Origin of the sequence: Vibrio sp. GLN_1 (assembly GCF_043106015.1) — a bacterium.
Lineage (GTDB): Bacteria > Pseudomonadota > Gammaproteobacteria > Enterobacterales > Vibrionaceae > Vibrio > Vibrio parahaemolyticus.
Genome location: NZ_JBICMD010000022.1, coordinates 37,799 through 51,232 on the forward strand (window position 1 = coordinate 37,799; position 13,434 = coordinate 51,232).

13 protein-coding genes are annotated in these 13,434 nt (G+C 45.2%); 10 read left to right on the plus strand and 3 right to left on the minus strand.

Going from position 1 to position 13,434, the window contains the following annotated elements; genetic code table 11:
- Window position 1: 1 nt before the first annotated feature.
- Window positions 2-1,078, plus strand: a complete 1,077-nt coding sequence (gene alr / locus ACF8OV_RS11625; RefSeq protein ID WP_005496583.1) for an alanine racemase — start codon at window positions 2-4, stop codon at window positions 1,076-1,078.
- A gap of 3 nt (window positions 1,079-1,081) precedes the next feature.
- Window positions 1,082-2,278, plus strand: coding sequence for a BamA/TamA family outer membrane protein (locus ACF8OV_RS11630; RefSeq protein WP_029795351.1), 1,197 nt, complete (start codon window positions 1,082-1,084; stop codon window positions 2,276-2,278).
- Between the two features lie 53 nt (window positions 2,279-2,331).
- Here ACF8OV_RS11630 and ACF8OV_RS11635 read toward each other — a convergent pair whose 3' ends face one another.
- The gene (locus ACF8OV_RS11635; protein WP_023622890.1) at window positions 2,332-2,751 is read right to left on the minus strand and encodes a secondary thiamine-phosphate synthase enzyme YjbQ; all 420 of its coding nucleotides are present in this window, start codon (window positions 2,749-2,751) and stop codon (window positions 2,332-2,334) included.
- Between the two features lie 306 nt (window positions 2,752-3,057).
- On the opposite strand from ACF8OV_RS11635, the gene pgi reads away from it, so the two are divergent.
- Window positions 3,058-4,710 (plus strand): glucose-6-phosphate isomerase, encoded by a 1,653-nt coding sequence (gene pgi / locus ACF8OV_RS11640; protein ID WP_029784682.1) that lies wholly within the window; start codon window positions 3,058-3,060, stop codon window positions 4,708-4,710.
- Between the two features lie 106 nt (window positions 4,711-4,816).
- Here the strand turns inward: pgi and ACF8OV_RS11645 are convergent, their stop codons facing one another.
- Window positions 4,817-5,278, minus strand: a complete 462-nt coding sequence (locus ACF8OV_RS11645) for a chemotaxis protein CheX (RefSeq protein ID WP_005381269.1) — start codon at window positions 5,276-5,278, stop codon at window positions 4,817-4,819.
- 9 nt (window positions 5,279-5,287) lie between these two features.
- Window positions 5,288-5,752 (minus strand): zinc uptake transcriptional repressor Zur, encoded by a 465-nt coding sequence (gene zur / locus ACF8OV_RS11650; protein ID WP_005381268.1) that lies wholly within the window; start codon window positions 5,750-5,752, stop codon window positions 5,288-5,290.
- Between the two features lie 293 nt (window positions 5,753-6,045).
- Here zur and dusA point away from each other — a divergent pair, with 293 nt between their 5' ends.
- The 7 genes from dusA to ACF8OV_RS11685 all read left to right on the plus strand — a co-directional run bounded on the left by dusA (window position 6,046) and on the right by ACF8OV_RS11685 (window position 13,045).
- Window positions 6,046-7,026, plus strand: coding sequence for a tRNA dihydrouridine(20/20a) synthase DusA (gene dusA / locus ACF8OV_RS11655; RefSeq protein ID WP_203505230.1), 981 nt, complete (start codon window positions 6,046-6,048; stop codon window positions 7,024-7,026).
- A 163-nt stretch (window positions 7,027-7,189) separates the two neighbouring features.
- The gene (pspG, locus tag ACF8OV_RS11660) at window positions 7,190-7,405 is read left to right on the plus strand and encodes an envelope stress response protein PspG (RefSeq protein WP_005496590.1); all 216 of its coding nucleotides are present in this window, start codon (window positions 7,190-7,192) and stop codon (window positions 7,403-7,405) included.
- A gap of 101 nt (window positions 7,406-7,506) precedes the next feature.
- Window positions 7,507-8,166, plus strand: coding sequence for a TIGR04219 family outer membrane beta-barrel protein (locus ACF8OV_RS11665; RefSeq protein ID WP_005455819.1), 660 nt, complete (start codon window positions 7,507-7,509; stop codon window positions 8,164-8,166).
- A 151-nt stretch (window positions 8,167-8,317) separates the two neighbouring features.
- The gene (locus ACF8OV_RS11670; RefSeq protein WP_005455817.1) at window positions 8,318-8,548 is read left to right on the plus strand and encodes a hypothetical protein; all 231 of its coding nucleotides are present in this window, start codon (window positions 8,318-8,320) and stop codon (window positions 8,546-8,548) included.
- 117 nt (window positions 8,549-8,665) lie between these two features.
- Window positions 8,666-10,537, plus strand: a complete 1,872-nt coding sequence (locus tag ACF8OV_RS11675; protein WP_203505228.1) for an assimilatory sulfite reductase (NADPH) flavoprotein subunit — start codon at window positions 8,666-8,668, stop codon at window positions 10,535-10,537.
- The gene (cysI, locus tag ACF8OV_RS11680; RefSeq protein ID WP_015297344.1) at window positions 10,537-12,273 is read left to right on the plus strand and encodes an assimilatory sulfite reductase (NADPH) hemoprotein subunit; all 1,737 of its coding nucleotides are present in this window, start codon (window positions 10,537-10,539) and stop codon (window positions 12,271-12,273) included. Before ACF8OV_RS11675 ends, cysI begins: the two co-directional genes overlap by 1 nt.
- Window positions 12,266-13,045: a phosphoadenylyl-sulfate reductase gene (locus ACF8OV_RS11685; protein ID WP_021449750.1), complete on the plus strand. Its 780-nt coding sequence runs from the start codon at window positions 12,266-12,268 to the stop codon at window positions 13,043-13,045. Before cysI ends, ACF8OV_RS11685 begins: the two co-directional genes overlap by 8 nt.
- Window positions 13,046-13,434: the final 389 nt, after the last annotated feature.

The following is a 13,434-nucleotide window of genomic DNA, read 5'->3' on the forward strand; positions in this document are numbered from 1 at the left end:
CATGAAAGCCGCAAAAGCATGCATTGACTTGTCTGCGTTGCAGCACAACTTGCAGCGTGTGAAAGCGCAAGCACCAGAAAGTAAAGTGATGGCGGTAGTGAAAGCCAACGGTTATGGCCATGGTCTACGTCATGTGGCGAAACATGCTAACCATGCCGATGCCTTTGGTGTGGCTCGCATTGAAGAAGCGTTGCAACTGCGCGCTTGTGGCGTGGTAAAGCCAATTCTCTTACTCGAAGGTTTTTATTCGCCGGGCGATCTGCCTGTGTTAGTGACGAACAACATCCAAACCGTGGTGCACTGTGAAGAGCAACTTATCGCGTTGGAGCAGGCGGATTTAGAAACGCCAGTGGTCGTTTGGTTGAAGATCGACAGTGGTATGCATCGCTTAGGTGTTCGCCCTGAGCAGTATGATGAATTCATTTCTCGCTTAAAAACGTGCCCGAATGTGGCGAAACCATTGCGATACATGAGCCATTTTGGTTGTGCGGATGAGCTTGATAGCAGCATCACGCCGCAACAAATTGAGCTGTTTATGTCATTAACCTCGGGCTGTCAGGGCGAGCGCTCGCTAGCGGCATCTGCGGGTTTATTAGCATGGCCTCAAAGCCAATTAGAGTGGGTTCGTCCGGGCATTATTATGTACGGCGTATCACCATTTAGCGACAAGACGGCCCAAGATTTGGGTTACCAGCCAGTGATGACGTTGAAGTCTCATCTTATTGCGGTTCGTGAAGTCAAGAAAGGTGAAAGCGTGGGGTACGGTGGTATCTGGACAAGTGAACGCGACACAAAAGTCGGTGTTATCGCAGTGGGCTATGGCGATGGCTACCCAAGAAGTGCACCCAATGGTACACCGGTGTGGGTTAATGGGCGTACAGTACCGATTGCAGGTCGAGTATCAATGGATATGCTGACGGTAGACTTAGGTCCTGATGCCACAGATAAGGTCAGTGACGAAGCGATTCTTTGGGGTAAAGAATTACCTGTCGAAGAGGTTGCAAATCACATTGGTACGATAGCTTATGAGTTGGTGACCAAATTGACGCCTCGCGTCGAAATGGAATATACCAAGTAATCCATGAATAAACGAATCACCTCAATGCTGGCACTTTCTGCCAGCATTTTTTTGTCTTCTCCGGCGCTAAGTTCAGAGAAAGACTCAGCCTTTGTCCCGTTCTATTTCAGTACCGATACGTTGGGCAGTACCGTTGGAGTTGCGGGGGTTGCTAAAGGGGTTGGTCAGCCTCAAGCTGCACTATTTGGTATGGGGCTGTATTCGGAGAAAGACAGCTATATTGGTTTCCTCTCTGCATTTAATTATGCGCTCTCCCCCAATGTGCTGTTCAGTACTCAGATGTACCAAGCTCATTTTAATGACAGTCCCTATTACTTAGGTGATCAAGGCGATAACAACTCGTCGTTTGAATCTCAGACGATCACAAACAGTGATGAGCAAAAGTATAAGTTCGAATTCAAATACCTGTTGCCGTGGGGCGCGGTGAAAGATCATGGTTTCAAAGGCGCGTTTCTACCCAGCCGTGACGTTCGCTATGCATCGCCTTTGGCGTCGGGCGTTAGCTCTATCCTGCTGACGCCTTTTTATTCATCACGAGCGTTGGATGTATACAATGATAAGAAAGAGCAAGCTTACGGTTTTACATTGGGTTTTGATTGGGACAACCGCGATAGCGCACGTAACACGACCCGAGGCTCGCATACCTCTTTGAATTTGACGACGGGCGCAGAAAGTTGGCAATCAGAGGATCTGTGGCTCAAGTGGGAATTCCAAAATAGCCAATATTACTCGCTGGGGCCTCTTGGTGATTGGTTTGATCAACAAGTGCTGGCCTTGGATTTTTATACAGCCGACACACCAACTTGGAATCAATGTGATGGTGTTGTTTGTAGTCGTCCGACAGAACAAGAACAAGTTCGTTTGGGTGGGTTGTACCGTTTGAGAGGCTATACCGCAGGTCGTTACCATGGACGCTCTGCAATTCACTATTCTGCCGAATATCGAGTATTACCAGACTGGCAGCCTCTGGACGATATTCCCATTATCAATTACTACGATATGCCTTGGTGGCAATGGGTAGCGTTTGTTGAGGTGGGGCGAGTTGCCGACGAATACGATTTAAAAACACTCCATGAAGACATGAAATGGAGCGTCGGTGGCGCGGTTCGTTTCCAAGTTGAAGGTGTTGTGGTTCGCGCTGAAGTTGCCAAGGGCGCAGACGAAGGGACGTTCCGAGTGATGATTAATCAACCCTTCTAAGCAAGATGAAAAAAACAAAGGCTAATCTTACGGTTAGCCTTTTTTTACCTCTCTTACTCGCCATTGATGGTTGCAATGATGCGTCGGCTGCCGCCAAAGTCTCGGTGCTCTCCCAAGTAAATACCTTGCCATGTTCCTAATGCTAATCGACCATTTTTGATTGGTATCGTCACACTACTGCCAAGCAGCGATGCTTTAATGTGTGCTGGCATGTCGTCATCACCTTCATAGGTGTGCTGATAATAAGGAGCTCTCTCCGGCACGAACTTGTTGAAATGCGCTTCCATGTCCATGCGCACAGTTGGGTCTGCATTCTCATTTAAGGTCAGACTGGCGGAGGTATGCTGAATAAATAGATGTAACAAACCTACTGAAAGCTCGTGTATTTGCGGTAATTGTTGTTCAATTTCATCAGTAATTAGATGAAAACCGCGACTTCTCGCTTTTAATTGCAGTGTTTTTTGTGCCCACATACGTGTTCCTTTGGAAATTTATAAATTGGCGTCTATCCTATTCCAATTAGAGCCTGTCATAAGTAAATGATATGATTCTTGCCACCATAAATGAATTGTTCAAATTCAGGGCAGGGAACGTGACCTAACTCAATGTGAGTGTAAAAGCACTCGGTCATAATTGGCGCCTGAAAAAAAATTACAAAGACTTGTTTTGTGGCAATTCGCCCAAACATCTAATTAATATTCTATTTGCTAAATCGGGGATTCCACAGTTTTCGCTAGACTGTAAGGAATGGAACCTACTGTAACATCGGGATAAAGACCATGTTGAAAAATATCAATCCAACGCAAACACAAGCTTGGAAAGCGCTAACTGCGCATTTCGAATCTGCACAAGATATGGATCTTAAAGAGTTATTTGCTCAAGACGCAGCGCGTTTCGACAAATACTCTGCACGTTTCGGCTCAGACATCCTAGTCGATTACTCAAAGAACCTCATCAATGAGGAAACTCTGAAGCACCTGTTCGCTCTTGCGAACGAGACTGAGCTGAAATCTGCAATTGAAGCGATGTTCAGTGGCGAAGCGATCAACCAAACAGAAGGTCGCGCTGTTCTTCACACTGCACTACGTAACCGCGCGAACACACCAGTAATGGTAGACGGCGAAGACGTAATGCCAGCAGTGAACGCGGTTCTAGAAAAAATGAAATCATTCACTGACCGCGTTATCGGCGGTGAGTGGAAAGGTTACACTGGTAAAGCAATTACAGATATCGTGAACATCGGTATCGGTGGTTCTGACCTTGGCCCTTACATGGTGACGGAAGCACTAGCACCGTACAAAAATCATCTAAACCTTCACTTCGTATCTAACGTTGATGGTACTCACATCGTTGAAACGTTGAAGAAAGTTAACCCAGAAACGACGTTATTCTTGATCGCGTCTAAGACGTTCACAACGCAAGAAACCATGACTAACGCGCACACAGCACGTGATTGGTTCTTAGAGTCAGCAGGCGATCAGGCTCACGTGGCTAAGCACTTTGCTGCGCTTTCAACGAATGCGACAGCCGTGTCTGAATTCGGTATCGATACAGCGAACATGTTCGAATTCTGGGACTGGGTTGGTGGTCGTTACTCACTATGGTCTGCGATCGGTCTATCAATCGCATTGGCGGTAGGCTACGACAACTTCGTTGAGCTGCTTGATGGCGCTCACGAGATGGACAAGCACTTTGTATCAACAGATCTAGAAAGCAACATCCCTGTGATCCTTGCGCTTATCGGTATTTGGTACAACAACTTCCACGGTGCGGAATCAGAAGCTATTCTACCTTACGATCAGTACATGCACCGTTTCGCGGCGTACTTCCAGCAAGGCAACATGGAATCAAACGGTAAATACGTTGACCGTGAAGGCAATGCTGTTACTTACCAAACAGGCCCAATCATTTGGGGTGAACCAGGTACCAACGGTCAGCACGCTTTCTATCAGCTCATTCACCAAGGCACTAAGCTGATCCCATGTGACTTCATTGCACCTGCAATCAGCCACAACCCTGCGGGTGACCACCACCAAAAACTGATGTCGAATTTCTTTGCGCAAACTGAAGCACTAGCGTTTGGTAAGAGTGAAGAAACGGTGAAAGAAGAGTTGGTGAAAGCAGGTAAGAACGCTGAAGAAGTGGCAGCGATTGCGCCATTCAAAGTGTTTGAGGGTAACCGTCCAACAAACTCTATCCTAGTGAAGCAAATCACGCCTCGTACGCTAGGTAACTTGATTGCGATGTACGAACACAAAATCTTCGTACAAGGTGTTATCTGGAATATCTTCAGCTTTGACCAATGGGGCGTAGAGCTAGGTAAACAACTGGCTAACCAAATCCTACCTGAGCTTGCAGATGCGTCTCAAATCAACTCGCACGACAGCTCAACAAACGGTCTAATCAACGCATTTAAAGCGTTCAAAGCTTAGTGAATGTTTGAGTAGAAGAAAAAGAAAAGGTCAGCAAATGCTGACCTTTTTATTGCCTGAGGCAGAAACAAAATAGGTTGGCACTGGCCAACCTATTTTTTCTCTTTTATTCGAAGCAGATTTCGATAAAGGCATTTCCCCACTGGGAAGAGAAAGGCATGATGATGATTGAGCCTTCACACTTGTGGCGAATCGTATGGCCTCGGCCAGATACCACAACGGGTGTTGCCATATCAAAATCAAAACCGCTTTCAGCCAAAATGCGCTTCGCACCACCAGTAACCATGTTGGTGATCTCACCCACCATATCGGTCACTTCTTCGTTGAGTCCGTTTGGACGCTCACCAAGCATGTTCTGCATGATTTCTAGCGCTAACGCTTCATCAAAGGTAATTGACATTGAACCACGTGTTTGTGGGCCAACCATGCCAATCAAACCAGAAACGTCACCTCGTGCGATCTCATCCTTCTTGATTCGCGGTTTTTGTGGCTTCAGCTCAAGAGAAGCCATGGTTTTTAGCACGTTCATTAAAGAAGCTAAAAACGGGTTTACAAATTCAGCGCGCATAACGTTCTTCTATACTTTTTCTTTCGTCTCGGAGGAACAGGCCTGGCATTCACCATGAGTTTCAATAACTTGGTTGGTCAGTTTGAATCCATGCTTCTCGGCGTTTTCAGCTAACAAGGATATCAGTGTCTCATCTTCGAGTTCAACGACATCACCACATTTATCGCAAATTAGTAATTGGAAAAAGTGCTGTTGAGTATTGAAAGAACAACAAGTAATAAAGCTATTTGTCGATTCCACTCGGTGGATAAAACCTTGCTCTAAGAGAAAATCTAACGCTCGATAAACAGTTGGAGGCTTGGCCTGAGGCTCACTCTCTTTTAGTTGCTCCAATAGCTCATACGCACTTGAGGCGCGGCGATTAGAACAAATGAGTTCAAACACGCGTCGGCGTTGCGGAGTCAATCTTACTCCACGCTCTGCGCAGATACTTTCAATTTGTTCAATGATTGTTGGGTTCAAACCTTTCACCATAACTATCGGACGTGCTCTATGATAAATCATTTCTATACGAAGTTCGTTTAGAAATGCTTCATTTTACCCACTATCAGAACGAAAATCATGAATTAAAGCAAGTCGCACAGGGTCTGAAGCCGGAATAGCCATCACAGAACGAGATAACCGTGCCGGAATCGTCCCTTGTTCACTTTTCTTTGATTGATGGACAACGCTCGCATCCGCTGGACACTGGGTATACAATACCCGACTTATTTTTTGAGCGTACTGCTGCGCTCGACCTTAGCAACATAAAAACGGGTGTTTAAATCATGACTCATTCTTGCAGGCTCTCCGTAGCACCAATGTTGGATTGGACCGATCGTCATTGTCGCTACTTCCATCGCTTAATGACCAAAGAAACCCTGCTGTACACTGAAATGGTGACGACAGGTGCGATCATTCATGGAAAAGGAGATTTCCTCGCTTACAACGAAGAGGAGCATCCGTTAGCCCTTCAGTTGGGTGGTTCAAACCCAGAAGATTTGGCCAAGTGTGCCAAGTTGGCGCAAGAACGTGGCTATGATGAGATCAACCTAAATGTGGGTTGTCCATCTGATCGTGTGCAAAACGGTCGCTTTGGTGCTTGCCTGATGGTGGAGCCGCAATTGGTCGCGGAGTGTGTCGCTGCAATGAAAGAGGTGGTTGATGTTCCTGTTACGGTTAAAACACGTATTGGCATTGACGATCAAGATTCTTATGAGTTCCTAACGGACTTCGTATCGATCGTCTCTGAGAAAGGCGGCTGTGAGCAGTTCACTATTCACGCGCGTAAAGCGTGGCTAAGTGGTCTGAGCCCGAAAGAAAACCGCGAGATTCCGCCGCTGGACTACCCACGTGCTTACCAATTGAAGCAAGATTTTTCTCACTTAACTATTGCTATTAATGGTGGTGTGAAATCTCTGGAAGAAGCAAAAGTGCACCTCCAGCACCTAGATGGTGTGATGATTGGTCGCGAAGCTTACCAAAGCCCTTACTTGCTTGCCTCGGTAGACCAAGAACTGTTTGGTTCTAATGCTCCAGTGAAGAAGCGCAGTGAAATTGTTGAAGAGATGTACCCATACATTGAAGCGCAGCTTGCGAAAGGTGCGTATCTTGGTCATATCACGCGTCATATGTTGGGTTTGTTCCAAAATATGCCGGGTGCTAGACAATGGCGTCGTCACATCAGTGAAAATGCGCACAAGCCAGGTTCTGGCCTAGAAGTGCTGCAGGATGCGTTAGCGAAGATTCCAAAAGAGCTGAATGTGTAAAATTCACCAGTGGTTGGTTAAAAATACCAACTTACGGACAGCGAAGCCGGAGCGCAGAAATGCCTCTGGCTTTATTTTTATTTAAAAATCATAACCTTAATTTGTTTTAGATAAGTTGGTATGGAAACTGCTCTAGTCGTTTAAAACAAATGGAGAAGTGATTATGTTGGAGCTGATCTTTATTTTAGTATTTGCCGCGACCTTGTTAGTAACAGGCATCACGATGATGACAGTGTTCGCAGCAACAGGTATTGCGTTGGTTGTGATGTTTTTACTTGGCATGATCGGCGCGGTACTCAAACTATTGCCATGGCTGATAGTCATAGCATTGGGTATTTGGTTCTTTAAAAACTTCGTTGCCCAACCGCGTTATAAATAGTTGGGTATAGACGATTTAGTTGATAGCGAGGCGTGAGAGTATGGTATATTCCCCCTCACGCCCTCATTGTTGAATATCAGCTATCTCGGAGTACACATTCCATGACAAATAAAGCGACCATCGCTTTAACAGCATTATCATTAGCCGCATCTCTTCCTACATTCGCAGAATCTTCTTTTTCCGCAAAAGTGGGGGCAGAAGTATGGGGTGCAGATACAAAAGTTAATGAAGTAAGAAGAGATAGCAGTACAACGGGTACTTTTTACGCTGCCATTGAGCACGATGTGAAATACGTACCGAATGCACGTCTACGTTACTCAAGTGTTGATGCCGATTACATGGGCTTTGATAAACTCGATTTAACCATGTACTACCAAGTGCTAGACCATGATCTATTGCATTTTGATGCGGGTGTTACATTCAGCAATCTAAGCGATACGAAATACATTGATGCTGGTACAAATAAGCGTACTGAAGAGTTTGATGAGCTTATCTGGGCTTGGTACGGCTACGCAGAGATCCAAGTGCCTAATACGAACTTTGATGTGATTGGTGAGATGAACTTTGGTGACAACAAAGGCATCAAGAGCACGGACTTAATGGCTGGCATTCAATACCATGTGCCATTACAAGACGCTCAGTTGGCTTTCCGTGGTGGATACCGCGTGATCGATTTAGAGTCGGAAGTGTTTCTTTCAAGCTTAGGTAAAGAGTTTATCTTCGCAAATGGCTTCTTTGTTAGCGCGGAATACTCATTTTAATTCGATTCCTTTCTTCAGTTTTAAAAACGCCACGATATAAGTGGCGTTTTTTTATACCACTTCATTATATCTATTCGAATTTCTCTCCCTATTTTGTTCAGGTAGACCATGCTTATTTAGGAGCAATGGGAAAGTTAGAGCAGGGATAGCGATGACAATAAATGAACTAAGACATCTATTTCGTGAAAACCAGCTTGTTGAAGCCATTATTGAACCAGCAATCCAAGAAGGTGGATGGGTTGTTGAGTTTAGGCATGCGCGAGGTGGTTTCGTGTTTCTGACCGACAGTCACGGTGAAGAATGTTTGTATGAAGATTTAGATGCCGCCTCAAAATCAGCCATGGCGGTGGGCTTTCAACAAGTCCGCATCGAAGATCGCTGAGCAAAAAGTAAGCCGTTCTTACTTCCAAAAAGTTATAAAACATTCACTTCTATTCTTTCTTGTTATTAAGGAGAGTGGGTACTCTATCGTCACGCAATGAATAGGGATGTCGTGATAATGTCTTTTCAAAAGAATGAGTATTCTCACAAGAATGTGTCTGAAGATAATAATGGGCAAGGCGGAAACCCTCCGATCGCAAGCCCTCTGAATGACCAACAATTTAATTCACTCCAACAAACTGTCTCTGAGTTGTCTTCGCAGCAACTTGCTTGGGTCAGTGGGTACTTTTGGGGTTTAGCTCAACATCAACCAAGTGCGGCGGCAACACCAATCGCCCAAGCAGCTGCCGCAGTATCAGCAAAGCCTGCCGGTAAGTTGACCATCATTTTTGCTTCTCAAACCGGTAACGCAAAAGGTGTTGCTGAAGCGTTAGAACAAGAAGCGAAAGCAGAAGGAATTGCAGTAGAGCTGTTTGACGCAAGCGACTACAAAGGCAAAAACTTAGCCAAAGAAACGCACGTCATCATTGTTGCTTCTACCAACGGTGAGGGTGAAGCGCCAGACAATGCCATTGAGCTGCACGAGTTCTTACAATCTAAGAAAGCGCCTAAGCTATCAAACCTTCAATATGGTGTGATTGCATTGGGTGATTCTAGTTATGAGTTCTTCTGCCAAACTGGTAAAGACTTTGACACTTACTTAGCAAAACTGGGCGCGACGTCTTTTATTGAGCGTATTGACTGCGATGTTGATTACGAAGCGGCAGCGGAAGAATGGCGCAAGAATGCGCTAGGTAAAGTTAAAGAGACACTATCTTCTGGCAATGAAGCGGAAATTGTTCAACTTCCTGTAGGACAAGCGGCAGCTTCACATTCTCAGTACAACAAACAAAATCCATACACAGCGACGTTACTCACCAGCCAAAAGATCACGGGTCGAGACTCGGGTAAAGATGTTCGCCATATCGAAATCGATCTAGATGGTTCGGGTCTGACATACCAACCAGGTGATGCTTTGGGTGTGTGGTACGAAAACAGCTCTGAGCTTGCCAATCAAATTCTAGGCAAAGTTGGTTTGTCTGGTGTTGAAACAGTTGACGTTGATGGCGAAAGCTTATCTATTCACAGTGCTTTAGTGAGTAAGTTCGAGATCACGACATCTAACCCACAGCTAGTGGCTAAGTTTGCCGAGTTATCTGGCAGCAAGAAACTACAAAAGCTGGTGGAAGATAAAGACAAGCTTCGTGAGTACTCAGCCAACACTCAAATTGTTGATGTATTCGCAGAGAAGAAAACCAAACTGACCGCGGATGAGTTGGTTGGTTTATTGCGCCGTTTGACGCCTCGTCTTTACTCTATTGCTTCTAGCCAAGCTGAGGTGGATGAAGAAGTACACCTTACCGTCGGGTTGGTTGAATATGACCACAACGATGAAAAACGTTACGGTGGCGCATCGAGCTTCTTAGCTCAACGTCTAGAAGAAGGCGGTGACGTAAAAGTATTTGTCGAGCACAACAATAACTTTAAACTGCCAGAAAATGATAATACACCGATCATTATGGTTGGGCCGGGCACTGGTATTGCGCCATTCCGCAGCTTTATTCAAGAGCGTGAAAACCGCGATGCTGAAGGTAAAAACTGGTTGTTCTTTGGTGATCGCACGTTCACACAAGATTTCTTGTACCAAGTGGAATGGCAAAAATACCTTAAGTCGGGAGTGTTAAGCCGCTTAGATGTTGCTTTCAGTCGTGACCAAGTAGAAAAGGTTTATGTACAGCACCGCATTTTAGAAAACGCCGCGCAAGTATGGCAGTGGATTCAAGATGGCGCTTACATCTATGTATGTGGTGATGCGACTCGTATGGCGAAAGACGTACATGACGCATTGGTCATTGTTGCGGAGCAAGAAGGCAAGATGCCACGTGACGATGCAGAACAATTTATTAATGATTTACGTAAAGCGAAACGTTATCAGAGGGATGTGTACTAATGACTTTTTCTACTGAAAATAACAAGCAGATTGTATTAGGCGAAGAGCTAGGGCCACTATCTGATAACGAACGCCTAAAAAAACAAAGCAATCTATTACGTGGAACCATCGCCGAAGATTTGCAAGACCGAATCACTGGCGGCTTTACAGCGGATAACTTCCAGCTTATTCGTTTCCACGGTATGTATCAGCAAGACGATCGCGATATCCGTAACGAGCGTACCAAGCAAAAGCTTGAGCCTCTTCATAACGTGATGCTTCGTGCTCGTATGCCTGGCGGTATTATTACGCCAACACAATGGCTGGCGATCGACAAGTTTGCTACAGAACACTCGTTATATGGAAGTATTCGCCTGACGACGCGTCAAACGTTTCAGTTCCATGGCGTACTAAAACCAAACATCAAGTTGATGCACCAAACGCTAAACAGCATCGGTATTGATTCAATCGCGACAGCAGGAGATGTTAACCGTAACGTACTGTGTACCACGAACCCGGTAGAGTCTGAATTGCATCAAGAAGCTTACGAGTGGGCGAAGAAGATCAGTGAACACCTTCTACCTAAAACTCGCGCGTATGCTGAAATTTGGTTAGACGGAGAGAAAGTCGAATCGACCGAAGAAGATGAGCCGATTCTGGGCAAAACTTACTTACCACGTAAGTTCAAAACAACCGTAGTCATTCCTCCACAAAATGATGTGGATGTCCACGCGAACGATTTGAACTTCGTTGCGATTGCCGATAACGGCAAATTGGTTGGCTTTAATGTGCTAGTGGGTGGTGGTTTGGCGATGACACATGGCGATACGTCGACTTACCCACGTCGAGCTGATGACTTTGGTTTCATTCCTCTAGAAAAAACCTTAGATGTCGCGGCTGCGGTTGTAACAACTCAGCGTGACTGGGGTAACCGTTCAAACCGTAAAAACGCCAAAACCAAATACACACTCGACCGCGTCGGTACAGATGTCTTTAAAGCAGAAGTAGAAAAACGTGCGGGCATTCAGTTTGAAGCTAGCCGCCCGTATGAGTTCACTGAACGTGGTGACCGTATTGGTTGGGTAGAAGGTATCGATGGTAAATTCCACTTGGCGTTATTTATCGAGAATGGTCGATTGCTGGATTATCCGGGGAAGCCGCTGAAAACGGGCGTCGCTGAAATCGCGAAGATCCACAAAGGCGACTTCCGTATGACCGCCAACCAAAACCTAATTGTTGCGGGTGTACCTAAAAGCGAAAAAGCGAAGATTGAAAAGATCGCTCGTGAACATGGCTTAATGGATGACAACGTCAGCGAGCAACGTAAAAACTCAATGGCGTGCGTGGCATTCCCAACTTGTCCTCTAGCGATGGCAGAAGCTGAACGCTTCCTCCCTCAGTTTGTCACGGATGTTGAAGGCATTCTGGAAAAACACGGATTGCCAGAAAATGACAATATCATTCTGCGCGTGACGGGGTGCCCAAATGGTTGTGGCCGTGCGATGTTGGCTGAAATTGGTCTGGTAGGTAAAGCGCCGGGTCGTTACAACTTACATTTGGGGGGGAATCGTGCTGGTACACGTGTACCTAAAATGTATAAAGAGAACATCACGGATAAACAAATCCTAGAAGAGATTGATCTGCTGGTGGCTCGATGGTCGAAAGAGCGTGAGGAAGGCGAAGCCTTTGGCGATTTCACCATTCGTGCAGGCATCATTCAAGAAGTGTTCGTATCAAAGAGGGACTTCTATGCTTGATTCTGTGGCTTCCAAACCGGAGCTGGCGGAGTTACTGACATTAACAAAGACGGAGCAAATACTCCGTCTTGCACAAATCAATGTCGAACTTGAACAGCTGTCGGCACAAGAGCGAGTAAAGTGGGCTTTGGAAAATCTGGATGGAGAGTTTGCGGTATCCTCAAGCTTTGGTATCCAAGCCGCTGTCATGCTTCATCTTGTGACTCAAGAAAAACCTGACATCCCAATTATTCTTACGGATACCGGATATCTGTTTGCAGAAACGTATCGCTTTATTGATGAGTTGACAGAAAAACTCAACCTTAATCTAAAAGTTTATCGAGCGGAGCAAAGTGCTCAATGGCAAGAAGCACGTTATGGCAAATTATGGGAGCAGGGCGTTGAGGGGATCGAGAAGTACAACAAAATAAATAAAGTCGAGCCAATGCGTCGTGCATTGAAAGAACTTAATGTTGGAACATGGTTTTCAGGTTTACGTAGAGAGCAAAGTAAATCACGAGCGGGTTTACCGATACTGTCGATTCAAAATGGCGTGTTTAAGTTTCTGCCCGTAATCGATTGGACTAATAAAGATGTTCACTACTACCTCGAGCAACATGGTCTTACCTATCATCCACTTTGGGAAGAAGGTTACTTGTCTGTTGGGGATACACATACGACACGTAAATGGGAGCCAGGAATGTCAGAGGAAGAAACTCGCTTCTTTGGTTTAAAGCGTGAATGTGGACTTCATGAAGATGATGGTAATGAACAAGATGGTTCAGGTATCTAGTTAAAGATATATCTATCTATATAAGAAAGCTGCGATCACGCAGCTTTCTTTATTTATAGGCATACATAATGGGATTAAAAATACACATTTTAGGATAACTCTGTGGATAAGTTGTTTGATAGTTTTGGGTAAAGTTGGATAAATAAAGCTTTGGGCGAAAAGTCGTCGTTTAATCATTATTTTTGCAATTTTTGCAAAATAACACTTGCCAATGTGAGCGCGATCTCTATAATGCCACCTCGTCGACAGGGCAAGGGCTCGCAAGGGTTTCAGCAAGGTTGGCAAGGCTAGAAAGAAAAACGAAATAATTTTAAAAAAGTGTTTGACACAATAAATTATCTCGCTAGAATGGCCGCCTCTTCCGAAGTGATGTGAATCACAAAGAAGAA

Excerpts from the sequence above, each read along its gene's own strand:
- cysI (WP_015297344.1), top strand. The coding sequence starts at position 10,537 with ATGACTTTTTCTACTGAAAATAACAAGCAGATTGTATTAGGCGAAGAG.
- ACF8OV_RS11675 (WP_203505228.1), top strand. The coding sequence starts at position 8,666 with ATGTCTTTTCAAAAGAATGAGTATTCTCACAAGAATGTGTCTGAAGAT.
- dusA (WP_203505230.1), top strand. The coding sequence starts at position 6,046 with ATGACTCATTCTTGCAGGCTCTCCGTAGCACCAATGTTGGATTGGACC.
- pgi (WP_029784682.1), top strand. The coding sequence starts at position 3,058 with ATGTTGAAAAATATCAATCCAACGCAAACACAAGCTTGGAAAGCGCTA.
- zur (WP_005381268.1), bottom strand. The coding sequence starts at position 5,752 with ATGGTGAAAGGTTTGAACCCAACAATCATTGAACAAATTGAAAGTATC.
- pspG (WP_005496590.1), top strand. The coding sequence starts at position 7,190 with ATGTTGGAGCTGATCTTTATTTTAGTATTTGCCGCGACCTTGTTAGTA.
- ACF8OV_RS11630 (WP_029795351.1), top strand. The coding sequence starts at position 1,082 with ATGAATAAACGAATCACCTCAATGCTGGCACTTTCTGCCAGCATTTTT.
- alr (WP_005496583.1), top strand. The coding sequence starts at position 2 with ATGAAAGCCGCAAAAGCATGCATTGACTTGTCTGCGTTGCAGCACAAC.
- ACF8OV_RS11685 (WP_021449750.1), top strand. The coding sequence starts at position 12,266 with ATGCTTGATTCTGTGGCTTCCAAACCGGAGCTGGCGGAGTTACTGACA.
- ACF8OV_RS11665 (WP_005455819.1), top strand. The coding sequence starts at position 7,507 with ATGACAAATAAAGCGACCATCGCTTTAACAGCATTATCATTAGCCGCA.
- ACF8OV_RS11670 (WP_005455817.1), top strand. The coding sequence starts at position 8,318 with ATGACAATAAATGAACTAAGACATCTATTTCGTGAAAACCAGCTTGTT.
- ACF8OV_RS11635 (WP_023622890.1), bottom strand. The coding sequence starts at position 2,751 with ATGTGGGCACAAAAAACACTGCAATTAAAAGCGAGAAGTCGCGGTTTT.
- ACF8OV_RS11645 (WP_005381269.1), bottom strand. The coding sequence starts at position 5,278 with ATGCGCGCTGAATTTGTAAACCCGTTTTTAGCTTCTTTAATGAACGTG.